The sequence below is a fragment of the Vibrio sp. B7 genome (assembly GCF_963888765.1).
Taxonomy (GTDB): domain Bacteria; phylum Pseudomonadota; class Gammaproteobacteria; order Enterobacterales; family Vibrionaceae; genus Vibrio; species Vibrio anguillarum.
Genome location: NZ_CAWPKR010000001.1, coordinates 63,351 through 89,831 on the forward strand (window position 1 = coordinate 63,351; position 26,481 = coordinate 89,831).

The 26,481-nt window shown below is 45.0% G+C and carries 27 protein-coding genes; 3 read left to right on the forward strand and 24 right to left on the reverse strand.

Features of this window, described 5'->3' with window-relative positions; translation table 11 throughout:
* Positions 1-14: 14 nt before the first annotated feature.
* Entirely contained in the window at positions 15-518 is a 504-nt protein-coding gene (locus AACV32_RS00295) for a VC2046/SO_2500 family protein (RefSeq protein WP_026028396.1), read from the forward strand.
* 233 nt (positions 519-751) lie between these two features.
* A complete protein-coding gene (locus tag AACV32_RS00300; RefSeq protein ID WP_370685854.1) occupies positions 752-1,378 on the forward strand; it encodes an SDR family oxidoreductase in 627 nt (208 codons plus the stop codon).
* 33 nt (positions 1,379-1,411) lie between these two features.
* On the opposite strand, the gene AACV32_RS00305 is transcribed toward AACV32_RS00300, so the two are convergent.
* From AACV32_RS00305 to sixA, 23 genes are all read right to left on the reverse strand, one after another.
* Positions 1,412-2,176 carry an MlaA family lipoprotein gene (locus tag AACV32_RS00305; RefSeq protein ID WP_013856383.1) on the reverse strand — a complete coding sequence of 255 codons (765 nt, stop codon included), beginning with the start codon at positions 2,174-2,176 and terminating at the stop codon, positions 1,412-1,414.
* 69 nt (positions 2,177-2,245) lie between these two features.
* Positions 2,246-3,463: a c-type cytochrome biogenesis protein CcmI gene (gene ccmI / locus AACV32_RS00310; RefSeq protein WP_017049117.1), complete on the reverse strand. Its 1,218-nt coding sequence runs from the start codon at positions 3,461-3,463 to the stop codon at positions 2,246-2,248.
* A complete protein-coding gene (locus AACV32_RS00315; protein WP_013856381.1) occupies positions 3,463-3,960 on the reverse strand; it encodes a cytochrome c-type biogenesis protein in 498 nt (165 codons plus the stop codon). The genes ccmI and AACV32_RS00315 overlap by 1 nt, the downstream gene beginning before the upstream one ends.
* A complete protein-coding gene (locus tag AACV32_RS00320) occupies positions 3,960-4,511 on the reverse strand; it encodes a DsbE family thiol:disulfide interchange protein (protein WP_013856380.1) in 552 nt (183 codons plus the stop codon). Before AACV32_RS00320 ends, AACV32_RS00315 begins: the two co-directional genes overlap by 1 nt.
* Positions 4,512-6,467, reverse strand: a complete 1,956-nt coding sequence (locus AACV32_RS00325; protein WP_017049118.1) for a heme lyase CcmF/NrfE family subunit — start codon at positions 6,465-6,467, stop codon at positions 4,512-4,514.
* The gene (gene ccmE, locus AACV32_RS00330) at positions 6,464-6,949 is read right to left on the reverse strand and encodes a cytochrome c maturation protein CcmE (RefSeq protein WP_013856378.1); all 486 of its coding nucleotides are present in this window, start codon (positions 6,947-6,949) and stop codon (positions 6,464-6,466) included. The genes AACV32_RS00325 and ccmE overlap by 4 nt, the downstream gene beginning before the upstream one ends.
* On the reverse strand, positions 6,946-7,152 hold the full coding sequence (gene ccmD, locus AACV32_RS00335; protein WP_013856377.1) for a heme exporter protein CcmD: 207 nt from the start codon (positions 7,150-7,152) through the stop codon (positions 6,946-6,948). The genes ccmE and ccmD overlap by 4 nt, the downstream gene beginning before the upstream one ends.
* A gap of 2 nt (positions 7,153-7,154) precedes the next feature.
* On the reverse strand, positions 7,155-7,907 hold the full coding sequence (locus tag AACV32_RS00340; protein ID WP_013856376.1) for a heme ABC transporter permease: 753 nt from the start codon (positions 7,905-7,907) through the stop codon (positions 7,155-7,157).
* Between the two features lie 111 nt (positions 7,908-8,018).
* The gene (ccmB, locus tag AACV32_RS00345) at positions 8,019-8,687 is read right to left on the reverse strand and encodes a heme exporter protein CcmB (protein WP_013856375.1); all 669 of its coding nucleotides are present in this window, start codon (positions 8,685-8,687) and stop codon (positions 8,019-8,021) included.
* The gene (ccmA, locus tag AACV32_RS00350) at positions 8,684-9,307 is read right to left on the reverse strand and encodes a cytochrome c biogenesis heme-transporting ATPase CcmA (RefSeq protein ID WP_026028397.1); all 624 of its coding nucleotides are present in this window, start codon (positions 9,305-9,307) and stop codon (positions 8,684-8,686) included. The genes ccmB and ccmA overlap by 4 nt, the downstream gene beginning before the upstream one ends.
* A gap of 211 nt (positions 9,308-9,518) precedes the next feature.
* A complete protein-coding gene (locus AACV32_RS00355) occupies positions 9,519-10,043 on the reverse strand; it encodes a DUF2802 domain-containing protein (RefSeq protein WP_017049120.1) in 525 nt (174 codons plus the stop codon).
* Positions 10,019-10,513, reverse strand: a complete 495-nt coding sequence (locus AACV32_RS00360) for a chemotaxis protein CheW (RefSeq protein ID WP_013856372.1) — start codon at positions 10,511-10,513, stop codon at positions 10,019-10,021. The genes AACV32_RS00355 and AACV32_RS00360 overlap by 25 nt, the downstream gene beginning before the upstream one ends.
* Positions 10,514-10,553: 40 nt before the next feature.
* Positions 10,554-11,549, reverse strand: coding sequence for a chemotaxis protein CheW (locus tag AACV32_RS00365; RefSeq protein WP_017049121.1), 996 nt, complete (start codon positions 11,547-11,549; stop codon positions 10,554-10,556).
* Positions 11,539-12,315: a ParA family protein gene (locus AACV32_RS00370; protein ID WP_026027244.1), complete on the reverse strand. Its 777-nt coding sequence runs from the start codon at positions 12,313-12,315 to the stop codon at positions 11,539-11,541. The genes AACV32_RS00365 and AACV32_RS00370 overlap by 11 nt, the downstream gene beginning before the upstream one ends.
* Before the next feature lie 10 nt (positions 12,316-12,325).
* The gene (locus AACV32_RS00375; protein ID WP_017045237.1) at positions 12,326-13,441 is read right to left on the reverse strand and encodes a protein-glutamate methylesterase/protein-glutamine glutaminase; all 1,116 of its coding nucleotides are present in this window, start codon (positions 13,439-13,441) and stop codon (positions 12,326-12,328) included.
* A gap of 25 nt (positions 13,442-13,466) precedes the next feature.
* A complete protein-coding gene (locus AACV32_RS00380) occupies positions 13,467-15,746 on the reverse strand; it encodes a chemotaxis protein CheA (RefSeq protein ID WP_170895546.1) in 2,280 nt (759 codons plus the stop codon).
* Positions 15,747-15,755: 9 nt separating this feature from the next.
* Complete coding sequence (locus AACV32_RS00385) at positions 15,756-16,472, reverse strand: protein phosphatase CheZ (RefSeq protein ID WP_017045236.1); 717 nt, start codon at positions 16,470-16,472, stop codon at positions 15,756-15,758.
* A gap of 57 nt (positions 16,473-16,529) precedes the next feature.
* Positions 16,530-16,898, reverse strand: coding sequence for a chemotaxis response regulator CheY (cheY, locus tag AACV32_RS00390; protein ID WP_033197405.1), 369 nt, complete (start codon positions 16,896-16,898; stop codon positions 16,530-16,532).
* 44 nt (positions 16,899-16,942) lie between these two features.
* Entirely contained in the window at positions 16,943-17,677 is a 735-nt protein-coding gene (locus tag AACV32_RS00395; protein WP_010318887.1) for an RNA polymerase sigma factor FliA, read from the reverse strand.
* A complete protein-coding gene (locus AACV32_RS00400) occupies positions 17,670-18,557 on the reverse strand; it encodes a MinD/ParA family protein (RefSeq protein WP_010318888.1) in 888 nt (295 codons plus the stop codon). Before AACV32_RS00400 ends, AACV32_RS00395 begins: the two co-directional genes overlap by 8 nt.
* 13 nt (positions 18,558-18,570) lie before the next feature.
* Entirely contained in the window at positions 18,571-20,058 is a 1,488-nt protein-coding gene (gene flhF, locus AACV32_RS00405) for a flagellar biosynthesis protein FlhF (RefSeq protein WP_017045235.1), read from the reverse strand.
* A 52-nt stretch (positions 20,059-20,110) separates the two neighbouring features.
* Entirely contained in the window at positions 20,111-22,204 is a 2,094-nt protein-coding gene (gene flhA / locus AACV32_RS00410) for a flagellar biosynthesis protein FlhA (RefSeq protein ID WP_013856364.1), read from the reverse strand.
* Positions 22,205-22,385: 181 nt separating this feature from the next.
* On the reverse strand, positions 22,386-22,850 hold the full coding sequence (gene sixA, locus AACV32_RS00415) for a phosphohistidine phosphatase SixA (protein ID WP_017042529.1): 465 nt from the start codon (positions 22,848-22,850) through the stop codon (positions 22,386-22,388).
* A 214-nt stretch (positions 22,851-23,064) separates the two neighbouring features.
* Here sixA and AACV32_RS00420 point away from each other — a divergent pair, with 214 nt between their 5' ends.
* Complete coding sequence (locus AACV32_RS00420) at positions 23,065-25,842, forward strand: insulinase family protein (RefSeq protein WP_170895547.1); 2,778 nt, start codon at positions 23,065-23,067, stop codon at positions 25,840-25,842.
* Between the two features lie 26 nt (positions 25,843-25,868).
* Here the strand turns inward: AACV32_RS00420 and AACV32_RS00425 are convergent, their stop codons facing one another.
* On the reverse strand, positions 25,869-26,465 hold the full coding sequence (locus AACV32_RS00425; protein WP_017049126.1) for a VOC family protein: 597 nt from the start codon (positions 26,463-26,465) through the stop codon (positions 25,869-25,871).
* Between the last annotated feature and the right edge of the window lie 16 nt (positions 26,466-26,481).

Sequence of the window (26,481 nt, forward strand, 5' to 3'; positions counted from 1 at the left end):
GGTTGGAGAGGCAAATGCAAGTACATACATTAGATAAAGCCAGTATTATAAACGAGCTTCAATTTGGCTCGGGGCTAAGCCATGCTGTCCAGCAAGGACGCCGTGCGGACTTTGCACTCATACTGTCGATGTTTTCTAACGATGTACGCGACAACACTCCTGTTGAACGTATTGAAAACCCACCCACTAGCGATGAATTGTTACGTAAGCGATTTGAGCTTACGGAGCCTCAAGCACTGCGTTCCGACCAAAGCTCTTACGCTGTTTCAGCAAAACAGGCCGAGCTTTTCCATCACGGAGGACTCGCCAGTGCGAAACTCAGCCACTACTTGACTCCTGAAGTACTCGCCTATTTGCCTGAAGATACGCATGATTTACCCGAAGAGGTATATCTTAATCTGTCAGGACATGAGCGAAGGCATCTTGCCTCCCCCTCAAACGTTGAGCTCTTAGTTGCCGATCTGTCGGTTCAACTCACCGTTGCCCACCGGCGAGATCAGATCCGCACCCAAGTTTGATGTCTTGTATGTAACACAAAACGACATTCTCTAGATCAGAATGTGAGTATGACCAAAAAAAACACATACCACGCTCGCTTAGGCTGAGTAATTTGATGTTATTCACACCCTACCCACAGTTAATCAACCATCCTATTGAGACTAAATCCCGCTACAACAATAAAACAAACAATAGGGTGAGGCACCCAATGGATATAAAAAGTGCAATAATATTAATCACTTCAGCAAGTTCGATGCTTGGTAGCACGCTGGCCGTTCATTTCGCACATTTAGGTGCAAAAATTATTTTGTGTGACCAAGACAAATTTGGATTAATGGAAACCTTTGCTCGTTGCAAAGCGATCTCTCAGGATGTTCATTATTACCACACACCAGATTACTCTTTAGAAACGATCCATCGGCTGTTCGATTTTATTGATCAAACCTATCATGGGGCACCGGATGTACTGGTCAATAATTGGCCAAACGCATCCCTCCCACCCTTGATAGGTGAACAACGAGCTGAAGTCTTTCTTCAGAAGCTCGCCATGATGGCCTCAACTTTATTCACTTTTGGTCAAGCAAGTGCTGAGCGAATGCGTATTAACAACAAACCAGGTGTGATTGTGAACGTCATTTCTCAAAATGATGAGTATGACCTAGCGGGAATTGAAAATGCGAATTCTATGGTTTCTGGTTTCACGCAGAGTTGGGCAAAAGAACTAACCCCTTTCAACATAAGGGTCGGAGGCGTAGTGCCTAGCGCAAAAGGTGATGTAGATGAGAAGCCCCATTGGGCTGAGCTGCAAGATGAATTGATCCGCAATACGGAATACATCGTCGCTAACGAATACTTTAGCGGACGTGTGATGTCGGCCTAGCTAGCAGTACAAGGCCGACCTACATGGGTATGATTAAAACCCTTCTTCCAGATAATCGTCAAGATACTCTTCTTCCGATTCATCATACGTTTGGGTATCAATTTCTGCTTTAAAATCTTGGCGTTGTAAATAAACATCGCGAGTTAATGAATATGGATCTGGGGAGTTTTCCAACGTCACTTCTTGGGGAACGAGCCTTGCTCGGGTCTCCAATCCTTCCAGAGCCCATTTGCCTAGGCCAGCCCAGACATTGAGATAAGAAAGTGGTACATACAAGCCATCCACAACATCTGTGGTTTCTCGAATCGTGTAGGGCCCGTATCCAGGAATCATTAAATATGGACCATTACCAACACCATAATGGCCTACCGCATCACTAAACGCTTTTTCATTGTGTTTGGTGATGCCCGCTTCTGACGCAATATCAATCATCCCAAACAGGCCTAAGGTGCTATTAATCCAAAAGCGGTTAAAGTGGTCAACGGCTTTCGTACCATTACCCATCAATATGTTGTTGATAATGCTTGAAGGTTCATCAAGGTTTGACAGAACATTGGCGATCGTTTTTCTAATGGGGTGTGGAATGTAATCCACGTAGGCAATCGCAACAGGGCGAACCAAGTATGGATCGATATAATCGTAGTTGATTGTCCACATTGATCGGTTAAAAACCTCAAAAGGATCGCCCGACTGCGTTTGATTTGATTCGGCTGACGTTGAATCCGGAGCGCTTGCACACCCTGCTAATACGAAAAGGAACAGCATAGGGCATATCAGTCGGGATAGGCGGCTTATCATTATTTATTTCCATGTATAAAGGCCGATGAGACATCGGCCTATCAATACGTTAATTGTATATAAGTGCTATTAATACTGCTTATTGATCACAACTTCAACAGGTTGACCGAGGCTCATGGGAGCACTTTCACCAAACCAATCACCTTGTTTGGTTGAAACATTGCCATCCGTATCCAAGCGTACTCGAACAATAAGCTGTGCAAGGTCGGATAACTTCCGACCCTGAACCATGCTATTGCTATCATCTAACACAACCTTAATAGGGAATTGAGTCAGTGGATAACGCGCTGCGGCAACAGGCATAGGTGCACCATCAGAACTGTGCACAGAGACTATGAGTACTGCATTTTGTTCAAGAGTCACACCATCACCGAGTGAGATGGTGACAGGAACCATTTTCCCATCGATAGCTTTAGGCTGCATTTTGCTTTGTGCTCTTTCAATACTGCGCGAAAGCATCTCATAACGGCTATCTTCAGGGCCAATCATCTGCTGCATTAATCGCCAATACTTCATCGCCACTGGGTAATCCTGGCGTTCAAACGCATCAAACGCAAGTAGTGAAAACACGCGTAGATCAACATAATCTTGTTGTACTAATGCCGTTAAAATTTCACGTGCTTGATTTTGGTCAAGCTCATCTTGTGACAACATTAATGCTTGCGCATAGCCCAACTTCACATCTGCATCTTTTGGATCTAACGCATACGCTTTCTTCATTGAGCCAATCGATGTTTCTATATCTCTGTTAGCAAGTCCAATACGTCCAAGCAGCAACCACCCGGTCGCATCTTGAGGCTGATAATGCAGACGAGTGCGCAGCGCCAGTGTGAGATCATTCATCTCATCATCACTTAAGGCGGCACCTTCTGGTGACATCATTTTTTTTGAGAGTGCAGGTAAGTTAGCGTTCACTTGCTGCCACTGCTCTACTTGACTAGCCGCGCCAAATTTTAGGTAAAAGCCATAGCTTAAGATGACGACCAATAAAATCGAGGGGATCAAAACAACCATCGGTGATACATGTGAAGAATTTCCTTGCACCGATTGCGCAGGAATATCATCCAATAGCGACTGTTTCAGATCAGCAATCAGCTCTTGTTCGCTGTCAACCAACCCTTCTTGCGTCTCTTCGTGTAACTCTGCAAGGCGGTTTTTAAAGATCGCTTTGTTCAATTCGTCACGCAGCGCTGCATCGTTGTTCGCTCTGTTTTTGAGGATCGGCAGTGCAATGAAGACACAACCAAAGAAGGTCAGAATGAGGGTAGATAACCAAAAAAACGTCATTATTGTTTGTCTCCATGCTTCTCATCATCAACCGCGTCTTCGGCGAGCAACTGATTTAATCGCTCTTCCTTTTCGGCATCCCAAACTTCACCACTTTGAGCGGTTGATGCTTTACGACGTTTGCTGCGTAATACAATAAAACCAAAACCCAGGAACACCACACTCAAAGGACCTAGCCATAAGATGGAAGTCGCCAAAGTCAACGGTGGGTTATAGGTCACAAAGTTGCCGTAACGTGCAATCATGTAGTCAACAATGTCTTGTTCAGACTTACCTTGCTTGGTCATTTCATAGACTTTATTACGTAAGTCCTGTGCTAATGCAGCATTTGAGTCGGCAATAGTATTGTTTTGACACTTTGGACAACGCAATGTATTACTCAACTCTTTGAATTGCTGCTCTTGCTGTGGATTATCAAACTCGTACACTTCAATTGCAGATTGCACAGAAAATACCAAAGCAAAGCTAGCAATGATCGATAATATAAAACGCTTCATTACTTCGCTTCCTCTAGAAGTTTCTGATACATAGGTTGCAAAGTTGTTTGCCAATTGGTTGGATTAACATCCCCCACATGGCGGTAACGAATAACGCCGTTGGCATCAATGAGAAAGGTTTCCGGCGCACCGTAAACGCCGAGATCTAACCCTAGCATACCATTACCATCGAACAGGCTGATCAAGTAAGGATTACCTAGCTCATTTAACCATTGAACCGCTTTATCTCGTTGATCTTTATAATTTAAGCCTATAATTTTTACACCATCACCCGCCAACCGATTGAGATATTGATGTTCGGCATAGCAGGTCGGGCACCAAGTTGCCCAGACGTTCAGCAGCAAAGGCTCGCCTTTAAATATCGCTTGGTCATACAGCTTGCCGGGTTCGGCTAAATCTTCCAAACGAAATTCAGGCACAGACTTACCAATCAGAACCGACTCCAATTTTGTGGGATCATCACCTTCGGTATTTTTGACCAACTGAGTAACAAAGACGGCAACTAGACCAAGAAAAGCCACCAATGGAATAAATAGAATTTTCTTGTTCATCTACGCCTCCTGTTGGGAGCTTTTTCTAAAGCGGTAGCGTTTGTCACTGATGGCTAACGCACCACCTAATGACATCAATAAAGCACCAGCCCAGATCCAACGTACAAATGGTTTGTAATAAATTCGGATCGCCCATGAATGACCATCTTCTAATCGCTCACCCATTGCAATGTACAAATCGCGAGTGATGCCACGATCGATGGCCGCTTCAGTCATCATTGACTTGGCAGTACGATAAAAGCGTTTTTCCGCATGGAGTGTATTAACGTATTGCCCATCCTGCGTAATTTCAAAATCGGCAATATAACCATCATAGTTCGGGCCATCTTTATCTCTCAACCCTTTGAAATAAAAGTTATATTGTTGGATTTCAAAAGATTCCCCAGGTGCTAGACGAACATCACGCTCGATACTGTAGTTTTGCACCATCGCAATACCAATCACAGTAACGGCAAGACCAACATGGCCTAACATCATGGCCCAGTGGCTACGTTGTAATTTAGTCACCCCTATCATAAAGCTATGACGATGTGTCGCACGTTGGTGCAACTCGACAACGTGTAGCAAGATGATCCAAAACGCCATGACCCAGCCGATAAATGCCATCAAGCTAAAGCGTTCAGCTAGCAGGTACACCATAACCGCCGAAAGAATCAACGCCATCAGGCCACAAATCAACATCGGTTTCAAAAGCTTGGAAAAATTATCGCGCTTCCAACGGATCAGTGGACCGATCCCTAGCAAAAATGCAAATGGCACCATTAGCCATGCAAACAGCATGTTGAAGAAAGGTGCTCCTATTGATACGGAACCAAGGCCAATCTGCTTGTGGATTAAAGGTAACAAGGTGCCAACCAATACCACCACCAATGCAGCGATTAATAAGATGTTGTTGGAGAGCAGCGCATTTTCACGCGAGATCAATTCAGCATTGCCACGGACGCGCACTGCCGCACCTTTAACGGCAAACAATAGCAGTGAGCCACCGATGACAAACACCAAAAACCCAAGGATAAACAGGCCACGAGCGGGATCGGATGCAAATGCGTGTACCGAAACCAAAATACCAGATCGCACTAAGAATGTGCCCAGTAAACTGAGCGAAAATGCTGAAATTGCCAGTAACACTGTCCAAGCTTTGAATGTGCCACGTTTTTCTGTCACAGCAAGTGAGTGCATCAATGCCGTTCCCGCAAGCCATGGCATAAACGACGCGTTTTCTACTGGATCCCAGAACCACCAGCCACCCCAGCCAAGTTCGTAGTAAGCCCACCACGAACCTAGCGCGATACCTAATGTCAAAAATAACCACGCCGCAGTTGTCCAAGGACGAGACCAACGGGCCCATGCAGTATCCAAACGCCCAGTCATCAAAGAGGCTATCGCAAATGAGAATGCGACTGAAAAACCAACATATCCCATGTATAACATGGGTGGGTGAATGATTAGCCCAGGATCTTGTAGCAGCGGGTTTAAGTCACGACCATCAATTGGGAAATAGGGTAAGGTGCGTAAAAATGGATTCGAAGTCACGATGACAAACAGCAAGAATCCAACGCTGATCAGCCCCATAACAGATAAGACTCGCGCCACAGATTCTTGAGGCATACCACGGCTAAAGGTAGCCACCGCCACAGTCCATCCTGCTTGAATTAAAACCCACAGCAATAATGAACCTTCATGCGCCCCCCACACCGCTGTTAGACGGTAATACCAGGGTAATTGACTATTCGAATTACTCGCCACATATTGCACCGTGAAGTCATTGACATAAAATGCCCACAGCAAAATGCTAAATGAGACCAATAGCAATGAAAACATTCCCCATGCTAATGGCCGCGCAGTATTCATCAGCATGGTATTGTTTTTAGAAGCACCAACAAGTGGAAGTAAGCTGAGTAATATGGCAAGCCCAAGTGAAACAATAAGGGCAAAATGTCCTATTTCAACAATCATTGAGCACTTCCTTGTTTTTGTTCCGAGCTATAGGTTAACGGCTCATGCGTTTTCTTCATTGCTTCAGCAATTTCCGGTGGCATATAGTTTTCATCATGCTTGGCTAGCACTTCAAACGCTTCCACTGTGGTGGCATCTTTCAATACGCCTTGCGCAACAATACCCTGACCTTCTCTAAACAAGTCGGGTAAGATGCCTTCATATTCGACCGTCACATTTGGACCAACATCGTGGAGCTGAAATCTTACTTTTAGTGACCCCGGATCTCTTTTCACAGAGCCCACCACCACCATGCCGCCAATGCGTAGCCGTTGACCCACTTCTGGCTTTGTCCCATCGGGTTTACCGTGTACAAGCTCGGTCGGCGTATAGAAAAGGTCCATATTTTGATTGAGTGCATACAACATCAAACCAATGGTGGCACCAGCCCCAATAATCAATGCCAAAATAATGGTGAGTCTTTTTTTACGTCTTGGGGTCATAAGGTGTTCTCCATATGCTTTGCAGCATCAATTCTGGCTTGGCGTTCAACCTTTGCTTGCACATCTTGCAACAAGGTTTTGCCACGCTTGATGCTGAGCATCAGTAAAATAAACATGGATAAAAAGGTAATGCCAAATGCACTCCATACATAGGCGGAGTAACCGCCCATCGCCAAGAAATCACTCAAAGAGTCAAAATGCATGATCAGTTACCTTTCTGTGTTTGAAGGGTTGCCAATTCGATAACCCAAGGGCGATGGCTCTCTTTACTGATAATTTCATTGCGTAAGCGGATCATAGTGACCGCAGCAAAAAAGAAAGCAAAACCAAAAATATTGAGCAGCAGTGGCCACAACATGTCACTGGATATGGAAGGCTTTTCAAATTTAGTAATCGTGGCACCTTGGTGCAGGGTATTCCACCACTCAACGGAGAAATGAATGATAGGTAGATTGATCACACCAACGATGGCCAGCAGACCTGCGGCTTTTGCGGCTGTTTTTTGATCATCGAAAGCGTGGTAAAGCGCAATCACTCCCAAATAGAGAAACAGTAAAATGAGCTCAGACGTCAGACGAGCATCCCATACCCACCAAGTTCCCCACATCGGTTTACCCCAAATGGCTCCAGTAATTAACGCAATAAACGTAAATACCGCACCGATGGGCGCCATTGCAGCAGCGGCCATGTCTGACAGTTTTAATTGCCAAACTAGACCAATGAAAGCCGCAATCGCCATCGACATATAAATGCCCATTGACCAAATGGCAGAAGGGACATGAATGTAAATGATTCTGAAGCTGTCGCCTTGTTGATAGTCTGCCGGAGCATAAGCTAAACCAAGGATATTACCGACTACCAGGCATAAGATAGCGAGCCCTGCAAACCAAGGCAGGAACTTTCCACATAGCCGATAGGCGGATTCAGGCTTTGCATAGGGATGGAGCCATTTCCACATTGTATTGTCTCACTCTTACTTCATTGCTTCTGAGCATGTGTCTGCTCAGTTTATTGTGTTGTTGATACGCAACGCTCAAATGCATTGCTGAAAATATCGTTCGTACTTAATTTAGTTAACGCTGACTCTCAATGCTGCGCTAATAGCAAATGGAGTTAATGTTATCGCGCCCATAAACATTGCCCCCAAAACAGCCAATTGACCGTTGTAGAGCATGCCAAGCGATGCTGCATCAATAGCTGATGTAGCGAAGATTAAAATCGGGATATACAAGGGTAAGACCAGTAGGCTCAGCAACACGCCACCTTTTTGCAAGCCTACGGTCAATGCAACACCAATAGCACCGATAAAACTCAACGTTGGCGTGCCAATGAACAAAGTCAATACAACCGCAAGCCACGTATTAAAATCTAATGACAATAATACGGCTAACAATGGGCTAATTAAAATTAAAGGCAGTCCAGTCAATAACCAATGAGCCACGACTTTTGAAATAACGACTATGGGTAATGGCACTGGGATCAGCATCATTTGTTCAAGCGACCCGTCTTGAAAATCATCGCGAAACAGACGCTCAAGTGATAGTAGCGCCGACAGTAACGCCGCAACCCAAACAATACCTGCGGCGATACGGGCGAGCAAAGCAGGCTCTGGGCCGATACTCAGCGGAAATAGGGTGATCACTATGATAAAAAACCACAGTGGATTAAAAATATCGGCTTGACGTCGAAAAGCGATCAATAATTCACGACGGATGATCATCCCCATGGTCACGATCATGACTCATGCCCCAATTTAATTTTTCGCAATTGCGGATAGTTAGCAAACATATCTTGGTGTGTGGTCAATACAACAATGCCACCTTGTTGCGCATGCGCTAGAAATAAGGCTTCCAACACTTTGACACCTTGCTTATCAATCGCAGTTAACGGTTCATCTAAAATCCACAACTTTTGTTGACTGAGCCACAAACGAGCCAGCGCAACTCGGCGCTGTTGTCCGGCAGAAAGCTGGCCTGCAGCCACGTCTTCTCGGCCAGCTAAACCCACTTTAGCCAAGGCTTGATATATCTCTTGAAAAGACGATTCTGCATTATGCACTGATTGATAAAAATGAAGATTCTCGAATGCCGTCAAATCGCGCTTAACCCCAGTTTGATGACCAAGAAACAGTAAATCTTGGTGGTAATCATCACGATTAGACTCAATATTCATGCCATTCCACAAAATAGAACCATCCTCTCTATCACCTAACCCGGTAATAATTCGTAGTAAGGTCGTTTTACCTGTGCCGTTCCGTCCTTCAATCTGCACCAATTCGCCAGCATGAATCACAAAGCTAAGTGCTTCAAACAGAACTCTTTCATCACGAATTGCGGTCAGGTTATTTACTTCAAGCATGTGCATCTAAATCGAGAAATTTGAGCCGCTATATTAGCACACCACACCTAAGACAAAACATAATAAGACTATTACCAGTCACGAAACTAGGTAAGAAACTGTTAATTTTTAATTATTTTCTGTCTCATTTACTACTTTATGGCTACATTTAACCACATTCAAAACTAGAGAGGGAAGCCATTGGCTTCCCTCTCTAGTTTCGCTCTTTCGACTATTTTTTTGCAGGTCGCCTCGTTCTTTGCACCGGCTCGCGACCTTCCGGGTGACTACTCAGTGGCGGGATGCTTTCATGCCCTGCAATTTTCTTCTGCAAGGACATCATCAACTCAGCTTCAGCTTTAGGTAGCTCACACTCTTTAATAAGCTCATTGATGTCAGCACCGAGTTGGACCATTTTTGTCGCTCGGCTGTATAAACGCCCATCCGTATCAACATGTTCCAATTCAGTAATTCGCTCGTTTAAATGCTGGATGAGATCCTGCTGATCCGTCACTTTTTGGCCAAGACCAATAGCAACTGAGCGTATTTCCAACAGCTGTCTATTCGCCTTTTGCAACTCCTTATCTAACGATCGGGCTTGTTGTCTTTGGTGATCAATCTGTTGGGCAAGTCCCTGACGTACACGAAGTAACACCAGCAACAAAAATACAACAACAAAAACCGCGCTCCCTATAAGAATAACAGGAGCACTGAACAACATAGCTTCGCTCATTATAGGTGGACCATCTCGTCCCACTCGTCTTCAGTTAGCAGTTTATTCAGGTCAACAAGGATCAATAGCTTACCGTCACGGTTGCTCACGCCTTGGATAAACTTAGCACTCTCATCAGTACCAACACTTGGTGTAGTATCGATTTCAGAAGAACGTAGGTAAACTACTTCCGCAACACTATCGACTAAAATACCAATCACTTGGCGCTCAGATTCAATCACAATAATGCGTGTATTATCCGTGATTTCACCTTGCATTAAGCCAAAACGAGATCGTGTATCAATGACGGTCACAACATTACCACGTAGGTTAATGATGCCAAGAACATAATCAGGAGCACCTGGTACCGGTGCAATTTCTGTATAGCGGAGTACTTCACGTACCTGCATTACATTAATTCCGTATGTTTCTTCTTCTAGTTGGAACGTCACCCACTGAAGCACTTCGTCGTTAGACTTGTCTTTTCTTACTTCTACTTCGTTAGTCTGAGACATACCTTTTCCTCTCTAAGTCGATTCCGACATCAATGTATTATTATTTCTCTAGTGCTTTTACATCAAGCCCTGCATTAAGCATAGCTATCAATGCTTCAACATGGATCAAAGCACACATTTTTTCTTTTACCATTCCAGCAAGCCACGGCCTTTTGCCTGCCTGTTCTCGCCAGCGGACCTTCTCTGAGCTTAGCAATTCTGTACCCATAAGCTGAGTACTTGCTAACCCCCACATACTGTCACCAAGCATGACGATGTATTGATAACCTTCTTTGTAGCTATCATCATGGAGCTTTTCTGCCATTACCCATTTTGCCGTATCGACAACATCTAGCTGATTATCTTTATTCGTTTGCAGTCCAAGGTACCAAGCAGGTCGACCGATTAAATGATTGAGCGTTGCCATACGGTGGATCCCCCCAAGTTCATCAAGAGGCACCGCAAACGTCACGCCATTCACTTCAAAATAGAGCACTTGAAAATCTCGTGTTCTCGCAGTACTTTGCCATGTACCAATTCCAGAGTAGCCCGCTTGCGTTTCAAGTTCGACTTCAGCCGTCGGTTGCTCAACCACTTCCACGTCAACAGCAAATTCTTCAACTTCAACAGTGTCTGCCGCAGTCAGAATTTCAACTTCAGGTTCAGTTTCCAAGGTATCGGCGGGAATATCCCATTCTTGGATCTCTTCAACAATTTCAGTCACTGGTTGAGTTTTTAAAGCGATCTGAACGGTGTTTTGCTCCATGATCTCTTCCAGCTCTAACTCTGCCACTGGATTACTTGATTCTAGCTGGCTTAATAAGCGCTGCACATCATCTAAATTCGGCAGCTCAAACTCAACCACTTCAGCATGGTAATAACTTTTTTCCGGTACAGATTGCACCGATGTCGAAAGCGCTAACTCAGGTTCAGCAAGGGACAATTCTTTTTGCTCTTCCGCTTTCAGCTCAAGTTCAATCGCTTCTTCATCTAGTAACGCTGTAAAGTAGTCATCGAGTGCTTGTTCACTGGATAAAAATGGCCCACTACTCATCAATAGCTAGCCTCTCTAAATAAATCAGCAATTGTTTATAAGCAAAAACACCACGGCTACCTTCAGCAAAATGAGAAGCAGGCAAGCGCTTTAAACTCGCATCACGAAACTTGGTGTCTATAGGTACAGCAGAGCTCCAAACTTGCTCTGGGTAATCTTTTTTAAGTTGATTCAGCGTTTGCAAAGAAGCCCGGGTTCGCTTGTCGTACATAGTCGGTACGATAGTCACTTTGAACGATCGACTACGAGATTTTTGCATGATGGCTAAGGTGCGAATCATCCTTTCGAGCCCTTTCATAGCCAGAAACTCAGTCTGCACTGGAATTAAGATACGATCGCTGGCGGCCAATGCATTAACCATCATTACCCCTAAAATTGGAGGACAGTCGATCAATACGTAGTCATAATTATGGCGCAATGCAAGAAGCGCACGTTTCAAAATCAGCCCCATTCCACTGCGGTTGCCCATGACTCTATCTAAAGTGGCTAGAGACATATGGGCAGGGATAAGATCAATGCCTTCAACATCGGTTTTTAGGATAAGAGGGGTAACGCTTTGCTCTGTTAACTCACGTTGCTGAAATAGGTCAAACAGGCTGACGGGCACGCCATCAGAATCATAACCTAAGTATGTAGTAAGCGAGGCGTGAGGGTCAGTATCGACCAACAGCACTCTTTTGCCTTGCTGACTTAGCAAACCGGCAAGCGTAATCGTTGTGGTTGTTTTACCCACACCGCCTTTTTGGTTTGCAATACTCCATACAATCATTGAACTTCCTTTATGCGAGGCCAACTTCAACTAACATTCGTTCTGATATACGCTCTAACGGTAAATCTTCAGACGAGATCCCCGCTTTTGCGACAGCTTGCGGCATGCCATACACCACGCAACTTTCTTCATCCTGAGCCCAAATGGTTGCCCCTGCGGCTTGTAACATTCGAGCCCCTTCACGACCATCGGCTCCCATACCAGTCAATATCATTGATAGCACTTTATCTGCATAGATCTTCGCCGCAGAACCGAATGTTATATCAACACACGGCTTATAGTTCATACGTTCGCCACCATCGATAATGCGCAATTTAGCACTACCCGGACGGCCCTCAATCATCATCTGTTTACCACCCGGAGCCAAATAGGCAACACCTGGGCGCAATGCATCACCATCTTCTGCTTCTTTCACTTCAATTTTACACAGTGAGTTGAGCCGGTTTGCAAATGCAGCAGTGAAGGTGGCAGGCATGTGTTGAATGAGTACGATCGGATGCGGATAATTCGCAGGTAACTTCGTCAATATTTTTTGTAACGCAACCGGGCCCCCTGTAGAGGTACCGATAGCAGTCAACTGATATTTTTTACCTGTAGCTTTAAAGCGAGCCAATGTGCCCATTGATTTCGGCGCAGGGGAACTCGCCGTTGTAGCCGCTGTTCTATTGGCAAACGGCGATGATGTGCTCGGCACTGGGCGTGAAACCAAAGGTCTTCTCAGCATCCCTTTTTTGGACGCGATTTGAATAACCCGTTGTTGTAATAAAGCGACAGCCTCATCACGGTTACGGGCAATATCTTCAAATTTTTTCGGTAAGAAATCTAACGCTCCAGCATCTAAAGCATCTAGCGTTGCTTTGGCACCATCATGAGTCAGCGATGAGAACATCAAGATCGGGATCGGGTTCGCAGCCATAATTTCACGGACAGCAGTAATGCCATCCATAACTGGCATCTCAATATCCATTGTGATGACATCAGGCTTTAAGATTCTCGCTTTTTCTACGGCTTCTTTACCGTTAGTTGCAACATCAATCACTTCTAGACGGGTGTCAGAGTTAATAATTTCACTCACACGCCGTCTAAAAAAGCTCGAATCATCAACGACTAATACTCTAATCGCCATGGGTGTCCTTATATTGTGTGCTCATTTAAATGCGGGAAGCAGCAGCATACTGCTTAAGCAAATCTGGCACATCTAGTATTAGTGCAATATGTCCATCGCTGGTAATCGTTGCCCCAGCCATACCCGGTGTTTTTTGAAGAAGCTTATCTAGTGGTTTGATTACCACTTCTTCTTGGCCAATTAAGGTATCAACCACAAAACCAACTCGCTGGCTACCAATCTGAACAATAACAACATGTCCATGACCTTTACGCAGTTCTATTTTACCTGCTTTAGGTGCTAGCCAATTCTGTAAGTAGAAGAGTGGTATCGATTTTTTACGTACTATGATGGTCAGTTGTCCATCAACGACGTTCGTCCGGCTAAGATCAAGGTGGAAGATTTCATTCACGCTCGCAAGTGGTAGAGCAAATGGATGCCCTGCGACCCCAACCATCAATGTCGGTAAGATAGCGAGTGTTAGCGGCACTTTGATCGTAATCTTAGTCCCTTTGCCCATCTCAGAATCGATGTCAATTGAACCATTGAGTGTATTGATGGCTGTTTTTACAACATCCATCCCAACACCACGCCCAGAAATGTCTGAAATTTGCTCTTTACTGGAGAATCCCGCCATAAAGATTAAGTTGAAACACTCTTTATTGGAGAGACGCGACGCCGCATCTTCATCCATCATGCCTCGTTTAACCGCAATACTACGCAGCTTATCTGGGTCCATACCGCCGCCATCATCGACGATAGCTAGCTCAATATGATCACCTTCTTGCGAAGCTGAGAGTATGATTTTACCCGTGCTTGGCTTTCCAGATTTGCTACGCACATCAGGCATTTCAATGCCGTGGTCAACTGAGTTACGCACTAAGTGGATCAATGGGTCTGCAAGCGCTTCAACCAAGTTTTTATCAAGGTCTGTTTCTTCGCCCCGCATTTCAAGCACGATGTCTTTTTTCAGGGTACGTGCAAGGTCTCGAACCACGCGAGGGAAACGACCGAACACTTTCTTAATCGGTTGCATGCGCGTTTTCATAACAGCGCCTTGCAAATCCGCAGTAACTACATCAAGGTTAGCCACCGCTTTTGCCATCTCTTCGTCGTTGCTATTAAGCCCTAAACTCAGCAAGCGGTTACGCACTAGCACCAATTCGCCAATCATGTTCATAATGATGTCGAGCGTTGATGTATCAACACGGACTGTTGTTTCCGGCTGAGTTTGCGCTTTTTTAGCCACAGCAGGTGCTGATACTTCTTTTTTCTCAGCCACTGCAACCGGAGCTTTCGCCGGGGAAGAGGCGGCTGGAGCCGTTACTTTAGGCTGAGGAGCAGGTGTAGGTTTCGCCGCTTCAGCTTTCGGTTTTGCGGTCTCTGTTGGTTTTACAGGCTCTGCTGGCTTCACATTTTCAGAAGCAGGTCTGGTTGCCATTTCCAACTCTTCTGGCAATGGCCCTTTTCCTGAGCCATGCAGTTCGTCAAGAAGCTTTTCAAACTCCTCGTCCGTCATCAAATCATCGCCACCACCAGCAGAAGCTTTAGGTGCCGCTGTTGATTTAGGCGGAGTAGTTGGTTTCGCTGTAACCTCAGGAGCGGGTTCAACGGTTGGAGCTTTGCCTACGCCGTGCAGTTCATCAAGCAGCTTTTCAAATTCGTCATCCGTAATGTCACCACTAGCAGCCACTGATGCACTTGGGGCTTTAGGCGCTGGGGCCGCCGGTGCGGCATTTTCAGAATGAGCATTAGGCGCGGTGCCCTTGCCATGTAATTCGTCTAACAGTTTTTCAAATTCATCTTGCGTGATTTCATCGATAGAATTTGAGGCCACTGGTTGAATGACTTCCGGTTCAGGCGCTTCGATAGCGGCCTCTTCCTCGACTTCAACTTCAGCAATAACAGGCTCCACTTCGTCAATTTCATCTTCAGAAGCAGGACGACACAATTTATGAAGTTCATCGAGTAGAGCGGGATCTGCAGGCTCTAAGGGTTCTTGATCTTGAACAGCGCGAAACTGTGCGTTAACGGTGTCTAAAGCTCGTAACATCGTATCCATCAAGCTCGATGTTACACTTCTTTGGCCATTGCGTAAGATATCAAATACGTTCTCGGCACCGTGGCACGTCTCAACCAGCTCGGTGAGGGCAAGAAACCCGGCCCCACCTTTAACGGTATGGAAACCGCGGAAAATCGCATTTAATAACTCCCTGTCTTCGGGGTTGTTCTCAAGTTCAACCAATTGCTCTGAGAGCAATTCGAGAATTTCACCTGCTTCAACCAAAAAGTCCTGAAGAATGTCGTCGTCTAATTCGTAGCTCATACGTTACCCCTAAAAACCAAGACTCGATAACAAATCATCGACTTCGTCTTGAGATGAAACCGCATCGGCTCTTTCATGAGGGTTCAAAATAGGACCTTCAGGTTCGATAGATGGGTTCTTCTTGTCTGTTTTTTGTTCTATTTGGTTAGCCCCAAAGGCAGTGAGAATCTCAACTAGGCGTTTCTCAACTTCATTAACCAGCGTAATAACACGCCGAATTATTTGGCCAGTGAGATCTTGAAAGTCTTGAGCCATCAATATCTCAGTTAGCTGACCTCGCAATTCGCTGCTGTTGCCTTCAACTTGTGATAATAGATCATCAATACGGTGACAAAGTGCTTTAAACTCAATGAGATCAATACGCCCATGCATCAACTCATTCCATTGTGGACGCACTTTTAACAAACCTTCGTGAAGGCTGTCAGCGATCGGCATACATCGATCCACTGCATCCATTGTTTTATTCGCAGCCACTTCCGTTTTATCAATTACGTATTGAAGACGATCCCTTGCATCTGGAATTTCGTCATTTGCAATCTCAGCCATGCGTTCATCAAGGTTGAACTGTTTGAGCGATTCATGCAGTTCCCTTGTCAAAGTGCCTATTTCTTGCAGCATTGGATTGCTTGCTTTGTCGTAGGTCTCTTTAAAGAGTTGATTCGCCTGATCTTGCTGTCCATTTTCCAGTAGCTGAACGAGTTCTTTTGCTTGTTCTAATGAAATCATCGATTAGCCTTTTCGCGCATAAATGAATAGAGCACCTTTTGTCTGTGACCACACGCTTTATAAACGCTCGAAAATTTTATCCAGTTTTTCTTTAAGCGTAGCAGCAGTAAAAGGTTTTACGATATAACCATTCACACCAGCTTGAGCAGCCTCGATGATTTGTTCGCGTTTTGCTTCTGCGGTGATCATCAGAACAGGCAGATGCTTAAGTTCTGCGTCTGCTCGGATATTTTTCAACAAATCGATGCCTTGCATGCCCGGCATATTCCAGTCTGTAACCACAAACTCAAAATCACCTTTCTTTAGCATAGGCAACGCTGTCAGGCCATCATCTGCTTCTTGGGTATTATTGAAGCCCAAATCACGAAGTAGATTCTTAACAATACGGCGCATTGTTGAAAAGTCGTCAACAATAAGGATCTTCATGTTTTTATTCAAAATTGCCTCCACTGAGCTCGAAATCAGTGATATTAGTCATTTTGCGTCCAAGAACTTAACTTCGTTCTTAGTCGCTGCATAGATTGGCTTAGTATCTGGCTAACGCGGGATTCGCTAACACCTAGAACTTCACCAATTTCTTTTAAGTTTAGCTCTTCATCATAATAGAGCGAAAGTACCAAAGCTTCACGTTCTGGAAGTGATTTTATTGATTCAACCAATGCTTTACGAAACGATTCATCGGCGACTCCCTTAAATGGCGAGTTGTCTTCATCGTCATCCAGAGGAGAAATTGCATCATCAGAAATACCTAAATCTTCGATTCCGACAATCCGTGAGCAATTAATGTCAGTTAATACAGTATGGTACTGATCCAGCGACATGCCTAAATACTTCGCAACTTCTGTATCAGTTGGGTTTCGGTTTAGCTCACCTTCTAGAACTGAAATTGCATGGGTTATCTCTCGGTTGTGTTTATGAACCGAGCGTGGAACCCAATCACCACGCCGAATATCGTCAAGCATAGCTCCACGAATTCGAATTCCTGCGTAGGTTTCAAAGCTTGCACCTTTACTCCCATCATAATTTTTTTGTGCTTCAAGTAGGCCTATCATACCGGCTTGTATTAGATCTTCGACCAATACGTTTGGTGGCAGGCGACCTGCTAAATGGTGTGCAATACGCTTAACCAATACAGAGTATTTTTCTAAAAATGCTTGTTGGCTCTTTAGGTTTCCGTGTTGGTCATAAGTAAGCGCTTTATTCACCGAATGGTTCCCCTACACTTTCTGTTCTATTTAGCAAACGCTCGACAAAAAATTCCAGATGGCCTGTCGGCGTTCTTGGAATTGGCCACGTTAACGCTTTACTTGCCAACGAGCTGATTGCCAGTGCCGCAGGTGACCGTGGAAACGCATCGACCACTATTTTTTGTTTTTTTACTGCTTGTCGCACTTTATCATCCAAAGGTATGCAAGCAACAAGTTCAAGGCTCACATTTAGGAATCTTTCTGTCACTAAAGTTAATTTAGCAAATAATTCCCGTCCTTCACGATAACTTCTGACCATATTGGCCACAATTTTAAAACGTTGCACTTGGTGTTCACGACTTAAGAGCTTGATCAGCGCGTAAGCGTCGGTGATGGATGTCGGTTCGTCACATACCACGATCACTACATCTTGTGCGGCGCGACAGAAGCTCACGACCATATCAGAAATACCTGCGGCTGTATCGATGAGCAGAATATCCATCTCATCTTCTAAACTGCCAAAGGCGCGTATTAAACCAACATGTTGGGCGTGTGACAACTCTGTCATCGACTGTGTGCCCGAGGTCGCTGGAATTATTCGTATCCCAAAAGGCCCCTCGACGATGGCATCTTTGAGTTCACACTCGCCAGCCAGTACATGCCCTAAGTTTCGCTTCGGGCGTATGCCAAGCATAACATCCACGTTAGCTAAACCTAAGTCTGCATCCAACACCATGACTTTTTTGCCTTGACGAGCCATGCAGATCGCCATGCCGAGTGTCACGTGAGATTTACCCACACCACCTTTACCACCAGTCACTGATATGACTTTGGTCAGTGACGGTTGAGTTAAGCGGCGTAAACCGCTCGCTTGGTCATATATCATATTATTCGCCATATTTGTCCGCCGCCTAGAATCTCTCGGAGTCGCTGCTCCAATAGTGAGGTTCATTCTCTGTCGACTTCTCTAGCAATTCGTTTGCCTTTGCAACCATGTACTTCGGCTGGGCAATCACAATATCTTCTGGTACACGCTGGCCATTCGCGATGTAAGCAACGGGCAGTGCGTTTTGAACCACGACACTCACAAATTCCCCTAAGCTCAATGATTCATCAAGCTTAGTCATAATGCACCCTGAAAGAGGGATCCTTCTAAAGTGCTCGATTGTTTCTTGTAATACTTTTCTTTGTGCCGTTGCAGGCAGAACAAGGTAACTGTGGATGATTTCGCCACTCTCTTGCATCAGGGTATCGAGCTGCTCTGATAACCGAACATCACGCTGCCCCATCCCCGCGGTATCAACTAAAATTAAACGCCGATTTCTTAGCTGATATATTACATCGGCTAACTCACTGGAATCTTTAGCAACTCTTACTGGACAACCCATGATTCGGCCATAAATAGAGAGCTGTTCATGAGCACCGATACGGTAGGTATCTGTGGTGACTAGAGCGACGTTATCAGCGCCATACTCCATAGCGGCGCGAGCAGCTAGTTTAGCAATGGTGGTGGTTTTACCAACCCCTGTTGGGCCTAATAGCGCAACCACACCACCACGTTTCAGAATATCTTGTTTGGAAACAGGGACTTGATCAGCCACTAAGCCAAGCAGTGCCTTCCAAGCTTTAGTTGGAGCAGTATCTTCTGGGATATAGCACGCAAGCTGGTCAGCCAGTTCTTGTGAAACCCCCATGCGCTCAAGTCTTTTAATGAGCATGGCACGCAAAGGCTCTCGACGCTCAACTTCTTGCCACATTAATCCTGACACTTGATGTTCTAACAGGCGGCGTATTGAGGTCATCTCTTCACGCATGTTTTCCAGCTCTGGGTTCGAAACACTCGCCTCTTGCGTTGGGTAACGATCATAACGCGACGGATCTAGCTTCGGCGTTTGACGGGTGGACGCTCTTCTATCCTCTGCAATTAACTTCGCTAATGGCGAATCGGCTCGTAACTCTGCATTACCGTGTCCTGAGTTGGTGTTAGATGAACCTGATTGACGTTGCAATAATGCAGAGAGCGAATCTTCATTTTCGGCGTGATAGTCCGAATCTGAGCCACTTGGTGCGCTGTACTGCTTTAACATATTTGCAAAACGTTTGGTCATTGAACGCCCAGTGTCTGCACTGTTTTGCAGGCTGACTCGATCATCATCCAACTCACGAGAGGATTTGTTCAAAGACGGGGTGACTTGGGTGTAACCTTGTTGTCTAGGCTGCGAATTATAGCGCTTGGCACTGTTTTGCTGGGTGGGCTGTTCACCATCCACAGCGGCAACGATTTCCACACCACCCGCGACTTTTTTATTCGACATGATCACCGCTTCCGCACCAAGCTCTTCTTTCACTTGCAGCAGCGCTGTTCGCATATCTTTGGCAAAAAATCGTTTTATTTTCAAAGCAGATATCCGTGTTAAATGGCTAAAGCCCGATTAGGTAACAACAGTTTCGTTAGTTCCCAACGGCTTGAACAATCCGAATTTGTTTCTCGTCAGGTATTTCTTGATAAGAGAGCACACGCAAATTAGGTATCGTGTTTTTCACAAACTTCGCCAAAGTTGAACGAAGCACACCAGACGTGAGTAACACGGCGGGCTCACCTTTCAATTCTTGTTCTTGCGTTGCATGGCTCAGTGCAGCTTGTAAACGCTCTGCTAAGCCTGGCTCAATACCTGCCGATTCTCCTCCTGACGCCTGCATGGTTTGATGCAATATTTGTTCCAGCTCAGGAATCAGTGTTATCACTGGTAGTTCAGGTTCTATACCATTGATTTCTTGGACGATTAAACGCTTCAATGAGATTCGAACGGCCGCCGTTAGGATGTCAGGTTCTTGACTCCGCCCAGAATACTCCGCCAAGGTTTGTATTATGGTTCGAATATCTCGGATTGGAATCGCTTCATTGAGTAGGTTTTGCAGTACCTTAACGACTGTACCCAACGGCAGTTGATCTGGAACGAAGTTTTCAACTAGCCTTGGCGCTGAGCGACCCAGCATTTCAATTAAGTTTTGAACCTCTTCATGACCAATCAGTTGCGAGGCGTTATTAGTGAGAAGCTGACTCAAATGAGTGGCGAGTACGGTCGATGAGTCCACAACTGTGTAACCGAGAGCTTGTGCGTGTTCACGTTGTTCTTCACGGATCCAAACCGCTTCAAGGCCGAATGCAGGGTCGAGTGTGCGTTCACCGTCAATAACACCATAGACTTGACCAGGGTTAATCGCCAGTTCTTGATCTGGGCGGATCTCCGCTTCACCAACAGCAACCCCCATTAAGGTAATGCGATAACTATTGGGTGTTAATTCTAAATTGTCGCGAATATGCACTGCGGGGATGAGAAAGCCAAAGTCTTGCGACAGTTTTTTCCGAACACCTTTTACGCGTTCGAGCAGCTCTCCACCTTGATCTCGGTCCACCAGCGGTATCAATCGATAGCCCACTTCTAAGCCAATCACATCAACGGGTTGAACATCATCCCAAGAGAGCTCTTTTTGAGTGGGTGCTTCGTTGTCCACTTTTGCAGGCAGTTTCTTTTCATCGGCGGTTTTTTTCTGTTTGCGTATCATCCAATACGCGCAACCACCCGCTAACGCGGCTAGCAGTAAAAAAGCAAAGTGAGGCATACCCGGTACAATGCCCATGATGCCGAGAATACAAGCGGTAATCATCAATGCTTTAGGGTTGTCAAACAGTTGGAAGACGACTTGCTCTCCCATATCTTCATCGGTATTTTGACGGGTAACCATCATGGCAGCGCCAATCGAAAGCAGCAATGAGGGGATCTGAGCCACTAAGCCGTCACCAATGGTCAGCAGTGTGTAGATTTGGATCGCTTCTTTAAAACCCAACCCATATTGCGCCATACCAATCGATAAGCCGCCAATAATGTTGATGAACAAAATTAAGATCCCAGCAATCGCATCCCCTTTAACAAATTTTGACGCACCGTCCATTGAACCGTAGAAATCCGCTTCTTTGGTTACTTCAAAGCGTCTCAGCCGCGCTTGGTCTTGATCGATTAAACCCGCATTTAAGTCCGCATCTATGGCCATTTGCTTCCCCGGCAAGGCATCTAGGGTAAAGCGAGCACTCACCTCAGAAATACGTCCCGCACCTTTGGTTACTACCATGAAGTTGATGATCATCAAGATCAAAAACACCACTAAACCAACGGCGTAGTTACCACCGATCACCACACTACCAAACGCTTCAATGACGTTACCAGCCGCCCCAGGGCCTTCATGACCATACAATAAAACCACACGGGTTGAAGCGACGTTCAAGGCTAGTCGAAGTAAGGTTGCAATAAGCAAAACCGTAGGAAAAGCAGCAAAATCAAGCGGTCTACGGGTATAGACAGTGACGAGTAACACCACCATCGATAAGGCAATGTTAAAAGTGAAAAACAGATCCAATAGGAAGGCTGGGATCGGTAAAACGACCATAGCCAACGTGGCCAATACCATAACCGGCGCACCGATTGCTGGCATACTTCGCTGCGGTATTGATGGCAATTTATCTGCAAATGGGAGAGTAAATTTCATAGGTTAGCAAGCAATCTGTTGATAAATATCTATAAATGCGACAATGCGTTAACTCGGCGATGCAATTTTTAGTCCAGTAAAACAGTCAAAATAATGGCTACATTAGTAAAGGCAATAACCCTTCACTTAACGTAGCCTAGTTATTCAAATTACGTGAACTTCTTTTACTTTGAATGGTGGTTTAAGGATTAATACTCCAGATCTGCTGTCCTTTACGCAACTCTCTATCATATTCGATACCAATCAGACCGGATGTGGGGAACATTGGAGGGACTAAATCGGTAACAAATTCAGCCGCGAGATAGCCAACTAACGGTAAATGAGACACCAGCAGCACTGATTCGATTTGTTCTACATCGGCCAAGGCAGAGACATACTCAAATACCACTTCCGCTTTCCCATAAGGTGTGATGTCATCACAGGTCACAACATCATCGGCATTAAAATAAGAAGCTATCGCAGCCCAAGTTTGCTGCGCCCGTAAGTAAGGGCTTACCAATACTTTATCTACATGGCGAAGATCTTGCTTTTCACAAGCACGAGCCACAGCAACAGACTCACGAAGACCTCTTTCGGTTAAGGCCCTTTGTGCATCACTCGCTGCATAATGTTCAGCTTCTCCGTGACGCATAATAAAAATCTTCATTACTCATTCCTAGTGGTTATTATCTATGCCGTCTAGGCGGCTTTATTCTCGATTATATCAGGCAACCAAGCAAAGACTTCGACACTGTTAACAGTCTATTAAAAAGTCTCCTGAAGGACTAAAATGGCACTTTGCTCATAAAATCATTGCTTGAAATTTGCACCTAACCGTTTCAACGCCATAATTAAAAAAGCCTTTTCTGTGGAGAGTCACTGTGCATTTAAGCCCTAACGACACCAACCAATACCGCTACATTACGTTAACTAATGGTCTGAGAACATTACTTATTCAAGCGGATGATGCACAAAAGTCAGCCGCTGCTTTAGCGATTAATGTAGGGCATTTTGATGACCCTGAAGACAGAGAAGGTCTTGCCCACTACCTGGAACACATGCTGTTTTTAGGCACAGAAAAGTACCCGAAAATTGGTGAGTTTCAAAGTTTTATTAATCAACATGGTGGCAGCAATAACGCATGGACTGGTACAGAGCACACCTGTTTTTTCTTTGATGTAAGCCCAAATCATTTTGAAAAAGCCTTGGACCGATTCAGCCAATTCTTTTGTGCCCCCTTGTTTAATGAAGAAGCTCTGGATAAAGAACGCCAAGCGGTGGATTCTGAATTTAAACTCAAACAGAATGATGATTCGAGAAGGCTCTATCAGGTTCAAAAAGAAACCATTAATCCGCAGCACCCGTTTGCTAAATTTTCAGTGGGTAATTTAGAAACGCTGTGTGATAGAAATGGTGTCTCTATCCGTGAAGAAATTGTCCGTTTTCACCATGAAAATTACTCGGCTGATTTGATGACGCTCTCGCTAGCAGGCCCACAGACACTTGATGAGTTAGAGCTATGGGCAAGAGATGAATTTTCCTCCATCCCAAATAAACAGCTCGGCCCGAAAAAAATAGAGGTGCCTTTTGTTTTAGACGCGCACCGAGGCGTCTTGATTCAAATCGAGCCACGAAAAGAGATCCGCAAACTGATTTTAAGCTTCCCTGCCCCAAGCGCGGATGACTTTTATCATGTCAAACCTCTCTCTTATTTCGCCCATCTCATCGGTTACGAAGGTGAAGGCAGTTTAATGCTGGCATTAAAAGAGAAAGGTTGGATCACGTCCTTATCGGCTGGAGGCGGCGCGAGTGGCAGCAATTATCGTGAGTTTTCGATAAGTTTTAGCCTGACACATGAAGGCGTAAAACAGGTCGATAACATCATCCAGTCACTCTTTACTCAGATTAAATTAATCGCAGATCAGGGGCTAAACGAATGGCGTTACCTTGAGAAAAGAGCGGTGCTTGAATCGGCTTTTCGCTTTCAAGAAACGACAAGGCCATTAGACATGGTCAGCCATTTAGTGGTTAATATGCAGCACTATCAGCCGCAAGACACCATCTATGGCGATTACATGATGGCGGGCTACAACGAATCACTACTTAAGCAAGCACTTCATTATTTGACTCCTGAAAATCTACGCGCCACGTTAATTGCTAAAGATGGGTATTACGATAAGAAAGCGAAATGGTATTTTACACCTTATTCAATTACTCCATTATCGGCGTCACAACTTGCAGCATTCGCAACCCCTTGCGACATTGAAACAAACTTACCGCCACTCAATCCTTTTATCTGTTACGACTTAGACCCAAAACCGTTAGAGCCTTCAACGTCTTTACACCCGGAAATCATTGAAGAGTTACCAGGCTTTCGTTTATGGCATCTACAAGACCATGAATTTAGAGTGCCTAAAGGGGTAATTTACATCGCGATTGATAGCCCCATCTCGGTAGCCACTGCTCGAAATATTGTTAAAACACGTCTCTGTGTGGAAATGTTTTTAGACTCGCTGGCCACGGAAACTTATCAAGCAGAAATTGCTGGGATGAGTTACAACATGTACGCTCATCAAGGCGGCGTCACCCTGATGCTTTCTGGTTTTAGCGAAAAACAACCACAGTTAATGGAGATGATTCTCGCACGCTTTGCTAAACGTGATTTTAGCCTAAAACGCTTTAACACCATCAAGCAACAACTGCTTCGTAACTGGCAAAATACCACTAAAGATCGTCCAATTTCGCAGCTTTTCAATGCAATGACGGGTATTTTACAACCCAACAACCCTCCTTATGAAACGCTACTTGGTGCCTTAAAACAGATAGAAGTCGATGAGCTCAGTGATTTCGTTGAACAAATATTAGCGCAACTTCATGTTGAGATGTTTGTCTATGGCGACTGGTTAAGAAGTGATGCACAAGCGATGGCAGATACGCTTAAAAATGCATTACGAGTCAAAGATCAACAGTACGAGGAATCATTAAGACCACTCGTCATGCTCGGAGAGAGTGGGACTTTTCAAAAAGAGGTTCACTGCGATCAAGAAGATTCTGCTGTGGTGGTCTATTATCAGTGCAATGATGCCGCACCGCGCAGCATCGCCTTATATTCATTAGCTAATCACTTGATGTCCGCTACATTTTTTCATGAAATTCGCACTAAGCAGCAACTTGGTTATATGGTCGGAACGGGCAACATGCCATTAAACCGTCACCCAGGCATCGTACTCTACGTCCAGTCACCGAATGCTGCCCCTTATGAGCTGATTAGCGCTGTAGATGAATTTTTAAATGCTTTTTACATGGTGTTGCTGGAGCTCAACGAATACCAGTGGCACAGCAGTAAGCGCGGTTTATGGAATCAAATTTCAACGCCCGACCCCACCCTTCGCAGCCGTGCGCAAAGACTTTGGGTTGCTATCGGCAATAAAGATGCCGGCTTTGATCAAAGAGAGCAGGTTTTGAGTGAACTGAAATCACTCAGTCGCAGTGATATGATCCGCTTTGTGGTCAATGAGCTAAAACCAAGGACCGCCAATCGACTGATCATGCACAGCCAAGGAAACGCACATCAAACGGTTCAGAAACTCAGTTTAGGGCAAGAAATTGGCTCAATTGAAGCGTTCCAGCTTCGGCCTAAAAGCTATAACTTAGGATAACCGTACTTCATCGCCATCAGAGCAATTTATCTTTGCTCTGATTTTACGATCTCTTTTAAAGAGTGGGGATGCAGTTTAATGCACACGCCTTGCCACTTAAATGCAACCGTCGGGTTATGTAATCGCTCCCCTTCCCCTTTTGGACTGGACAATTTAACTTGAACACCTTGAGTGTCTAATGTTGTCCAGCATTCTTTTAATCGTGGGTAAACCGACAGTATATCCTGCAAATAGGCTTGCGCGGTTTGTGCCTCAGATGGCACCACAAATTCCACATGCTCCCAGCTCTGCTCTGGATAAATTTTTCCCTCGGCAGGGTAAGGCAATTCCAAACATTCTATTGACCAACTATTAGCCGATAGCGGCACCGTAAATTCAATCACGATGATAGGACGGCCATTTATCTGAGCACTCGATATTTCTCGCCCTTCCTCCAGCCATGCCGCATGTGCTAATGACGCTAATTTACGATCATTAATGCGCAGTGCAATGTGGTCAGCTTGATTTGTGGATAAATCAATATGCAAAATTTTGGTTAATTCTTGAATTTTATGCATAAATTTATCTAAATTCTGCTTAAGCTGTTCAGGATGAAGCGCTGCATTCTTTAATGGTTCAAGCATTTAAATGGTCCAAAAT

Bases quoted from the DNA above. Each gene is read 5' to 3' on its own strand.
- AACV32_RS00425 (WP_017049126.1), bottom strand. From the start codon at position 26,465: ATGCTTGAACCATTAAAGAATGCAGCGCTTCATCCTGAACAGCTTAAG.
- cheY (WP_033197405.1), bottom strand. From the start codon at position 16,898: ATGAAGATCCTTATTGTTGACGACTTTTCAACAATGCGCCGTATTGTT.
- flhA (WP_013856364.1), bottom strand. From the start codon at position 22,204: ATGAAATTTACTCTCCCATTTGCAGATAAATTGCCATCAATACCGCAG.
- AACV32_RS00340 (WP_013856376.1), bottom strand. From the start codon at position 7,907: ATGTGGAAATGGCTCCATCCCTATGCAAAGCCTGAATCCGCCTATCGG.
- AACV32_RS00400 (WP_010318888.1), bottom strand. From the start codon at position 18,557: ATGGCGAATAATATGATATATGACCAAGCGAGCGGTTTACGCCGCTTA.
- AACV32_RS00385 (WP_017045236.1), bottom strand. From the start codon at position 16,472: ATGATTTCATTAGAACAAGCAAAAGAACTCGTTCAGCTACTGGAAAAT.
- ccmE (WP_013856378.1), bottom strand. From the start codon at position 6,949: ATGACCCCAAGACGTAAAAAAAGACTCACCATTATTTTGGCATTGATT.
- ccmB (WP_013856375.1), bottom strand. From the start codon at position 8,687: ATGATCGTGACCATGGGGATGATCATCCGTCGTGAATTATTGATCGCT.
- AACV32_RS00295 (WP_026028396.1), top strand. From the start codon at position 15: ATGCAAGTACATACATTAGATAAAGCCAGTATTATAAACGAGCTTCAA.
- AACV32_RS00325 (WP_017049118.1), bottom strand. From the start codon at position 6,467: ATGATTGTTGAAATAGGACATTTTGCCCTTATTGTTTCACTTGGGCTT.
- AACV32_RS00360 (WP_013856372.1), bottom strand. From the start codon at position 10,513: ATGTCTCAGACTAACGAAGTAGAAGTAAGAAAAGACAAGTCTAACGAC.
- AACV32_RS00320 (WP_013856380.1), bottom strand. From the start codon at position 4,511: ATGAACAAGAAAATTCTATTTATTCCATTGGTGGCTTTTCTTGGTCTA.
- ccmI (WP_017049117.1), bottom strand. From the start codon at position 3,463: ATGACGTTTTTTTGGTTATCTACCCTCATTCTGACCTTCTTTGGTTGT.
- AACV32_RS00375 (WP_017045237.1), bottom strand. From the start codon at position 13,441: ATGGCGATTAGAGTATTAGTCGTTGATGATTCGAGCTTTTTTAGACGG.
- AACV32_RS00315 (WP_013856381.1), bottom strand. From the start codon at position 3,960: ATGAAGCGTTTTATATTATCGATCATTGCTAGCTTTGCTTTGGTATTT.
- AACV32_RS00370 (WP_026027244.1), bottom strand. From the start codon at position 12,315: ATGATTGTATGGAGTATTGCAAACCAAAAAGGCGGTGTGGGTAAAACA.
- sixA (WP_017042529.1), bottom strand. From the start codon at position 22,850: ATGAAGATTTTTATTATGCGTCACGGAGAAGCTGAACATTATGCAGCG.
- AACV32_RS00380 (WP_170895546.1), bottom strand. From the start codon at position 15,746: ATGAGCTACGAATTAGACGACGACATTCTTCAGGACTTTTTGGTTGAA.
- ccmA (WP_026028397.1), bottom strand. From the start codon at position 9,307: ATGCTTGAAGTAAATAACCTGACCGCAATTCGTGATGAAAGAGTTCTG.
- AACV32_RS00300 (WP_370685854.1), top strand. From the start codon at position 752: ATGCTTGGTAGCACGCTGGCCGTTCATTTCGCACATTTAGGTGCAAAA.
- ccmD (WP_013856377.1), bottom strand. From the start codon at position 7,152: ATGCATTTTGACTCTTTGAGTGATTTCTTGGCGATGGGCGGTTACTCC.
- AACV32_RS00305 (WP_013856383.1), bottom strand. From the start codon at position 2,176: ATGATAAGCCGCCTATCCCGACTGATATGCCCTATGCTGTTCCTTTTC.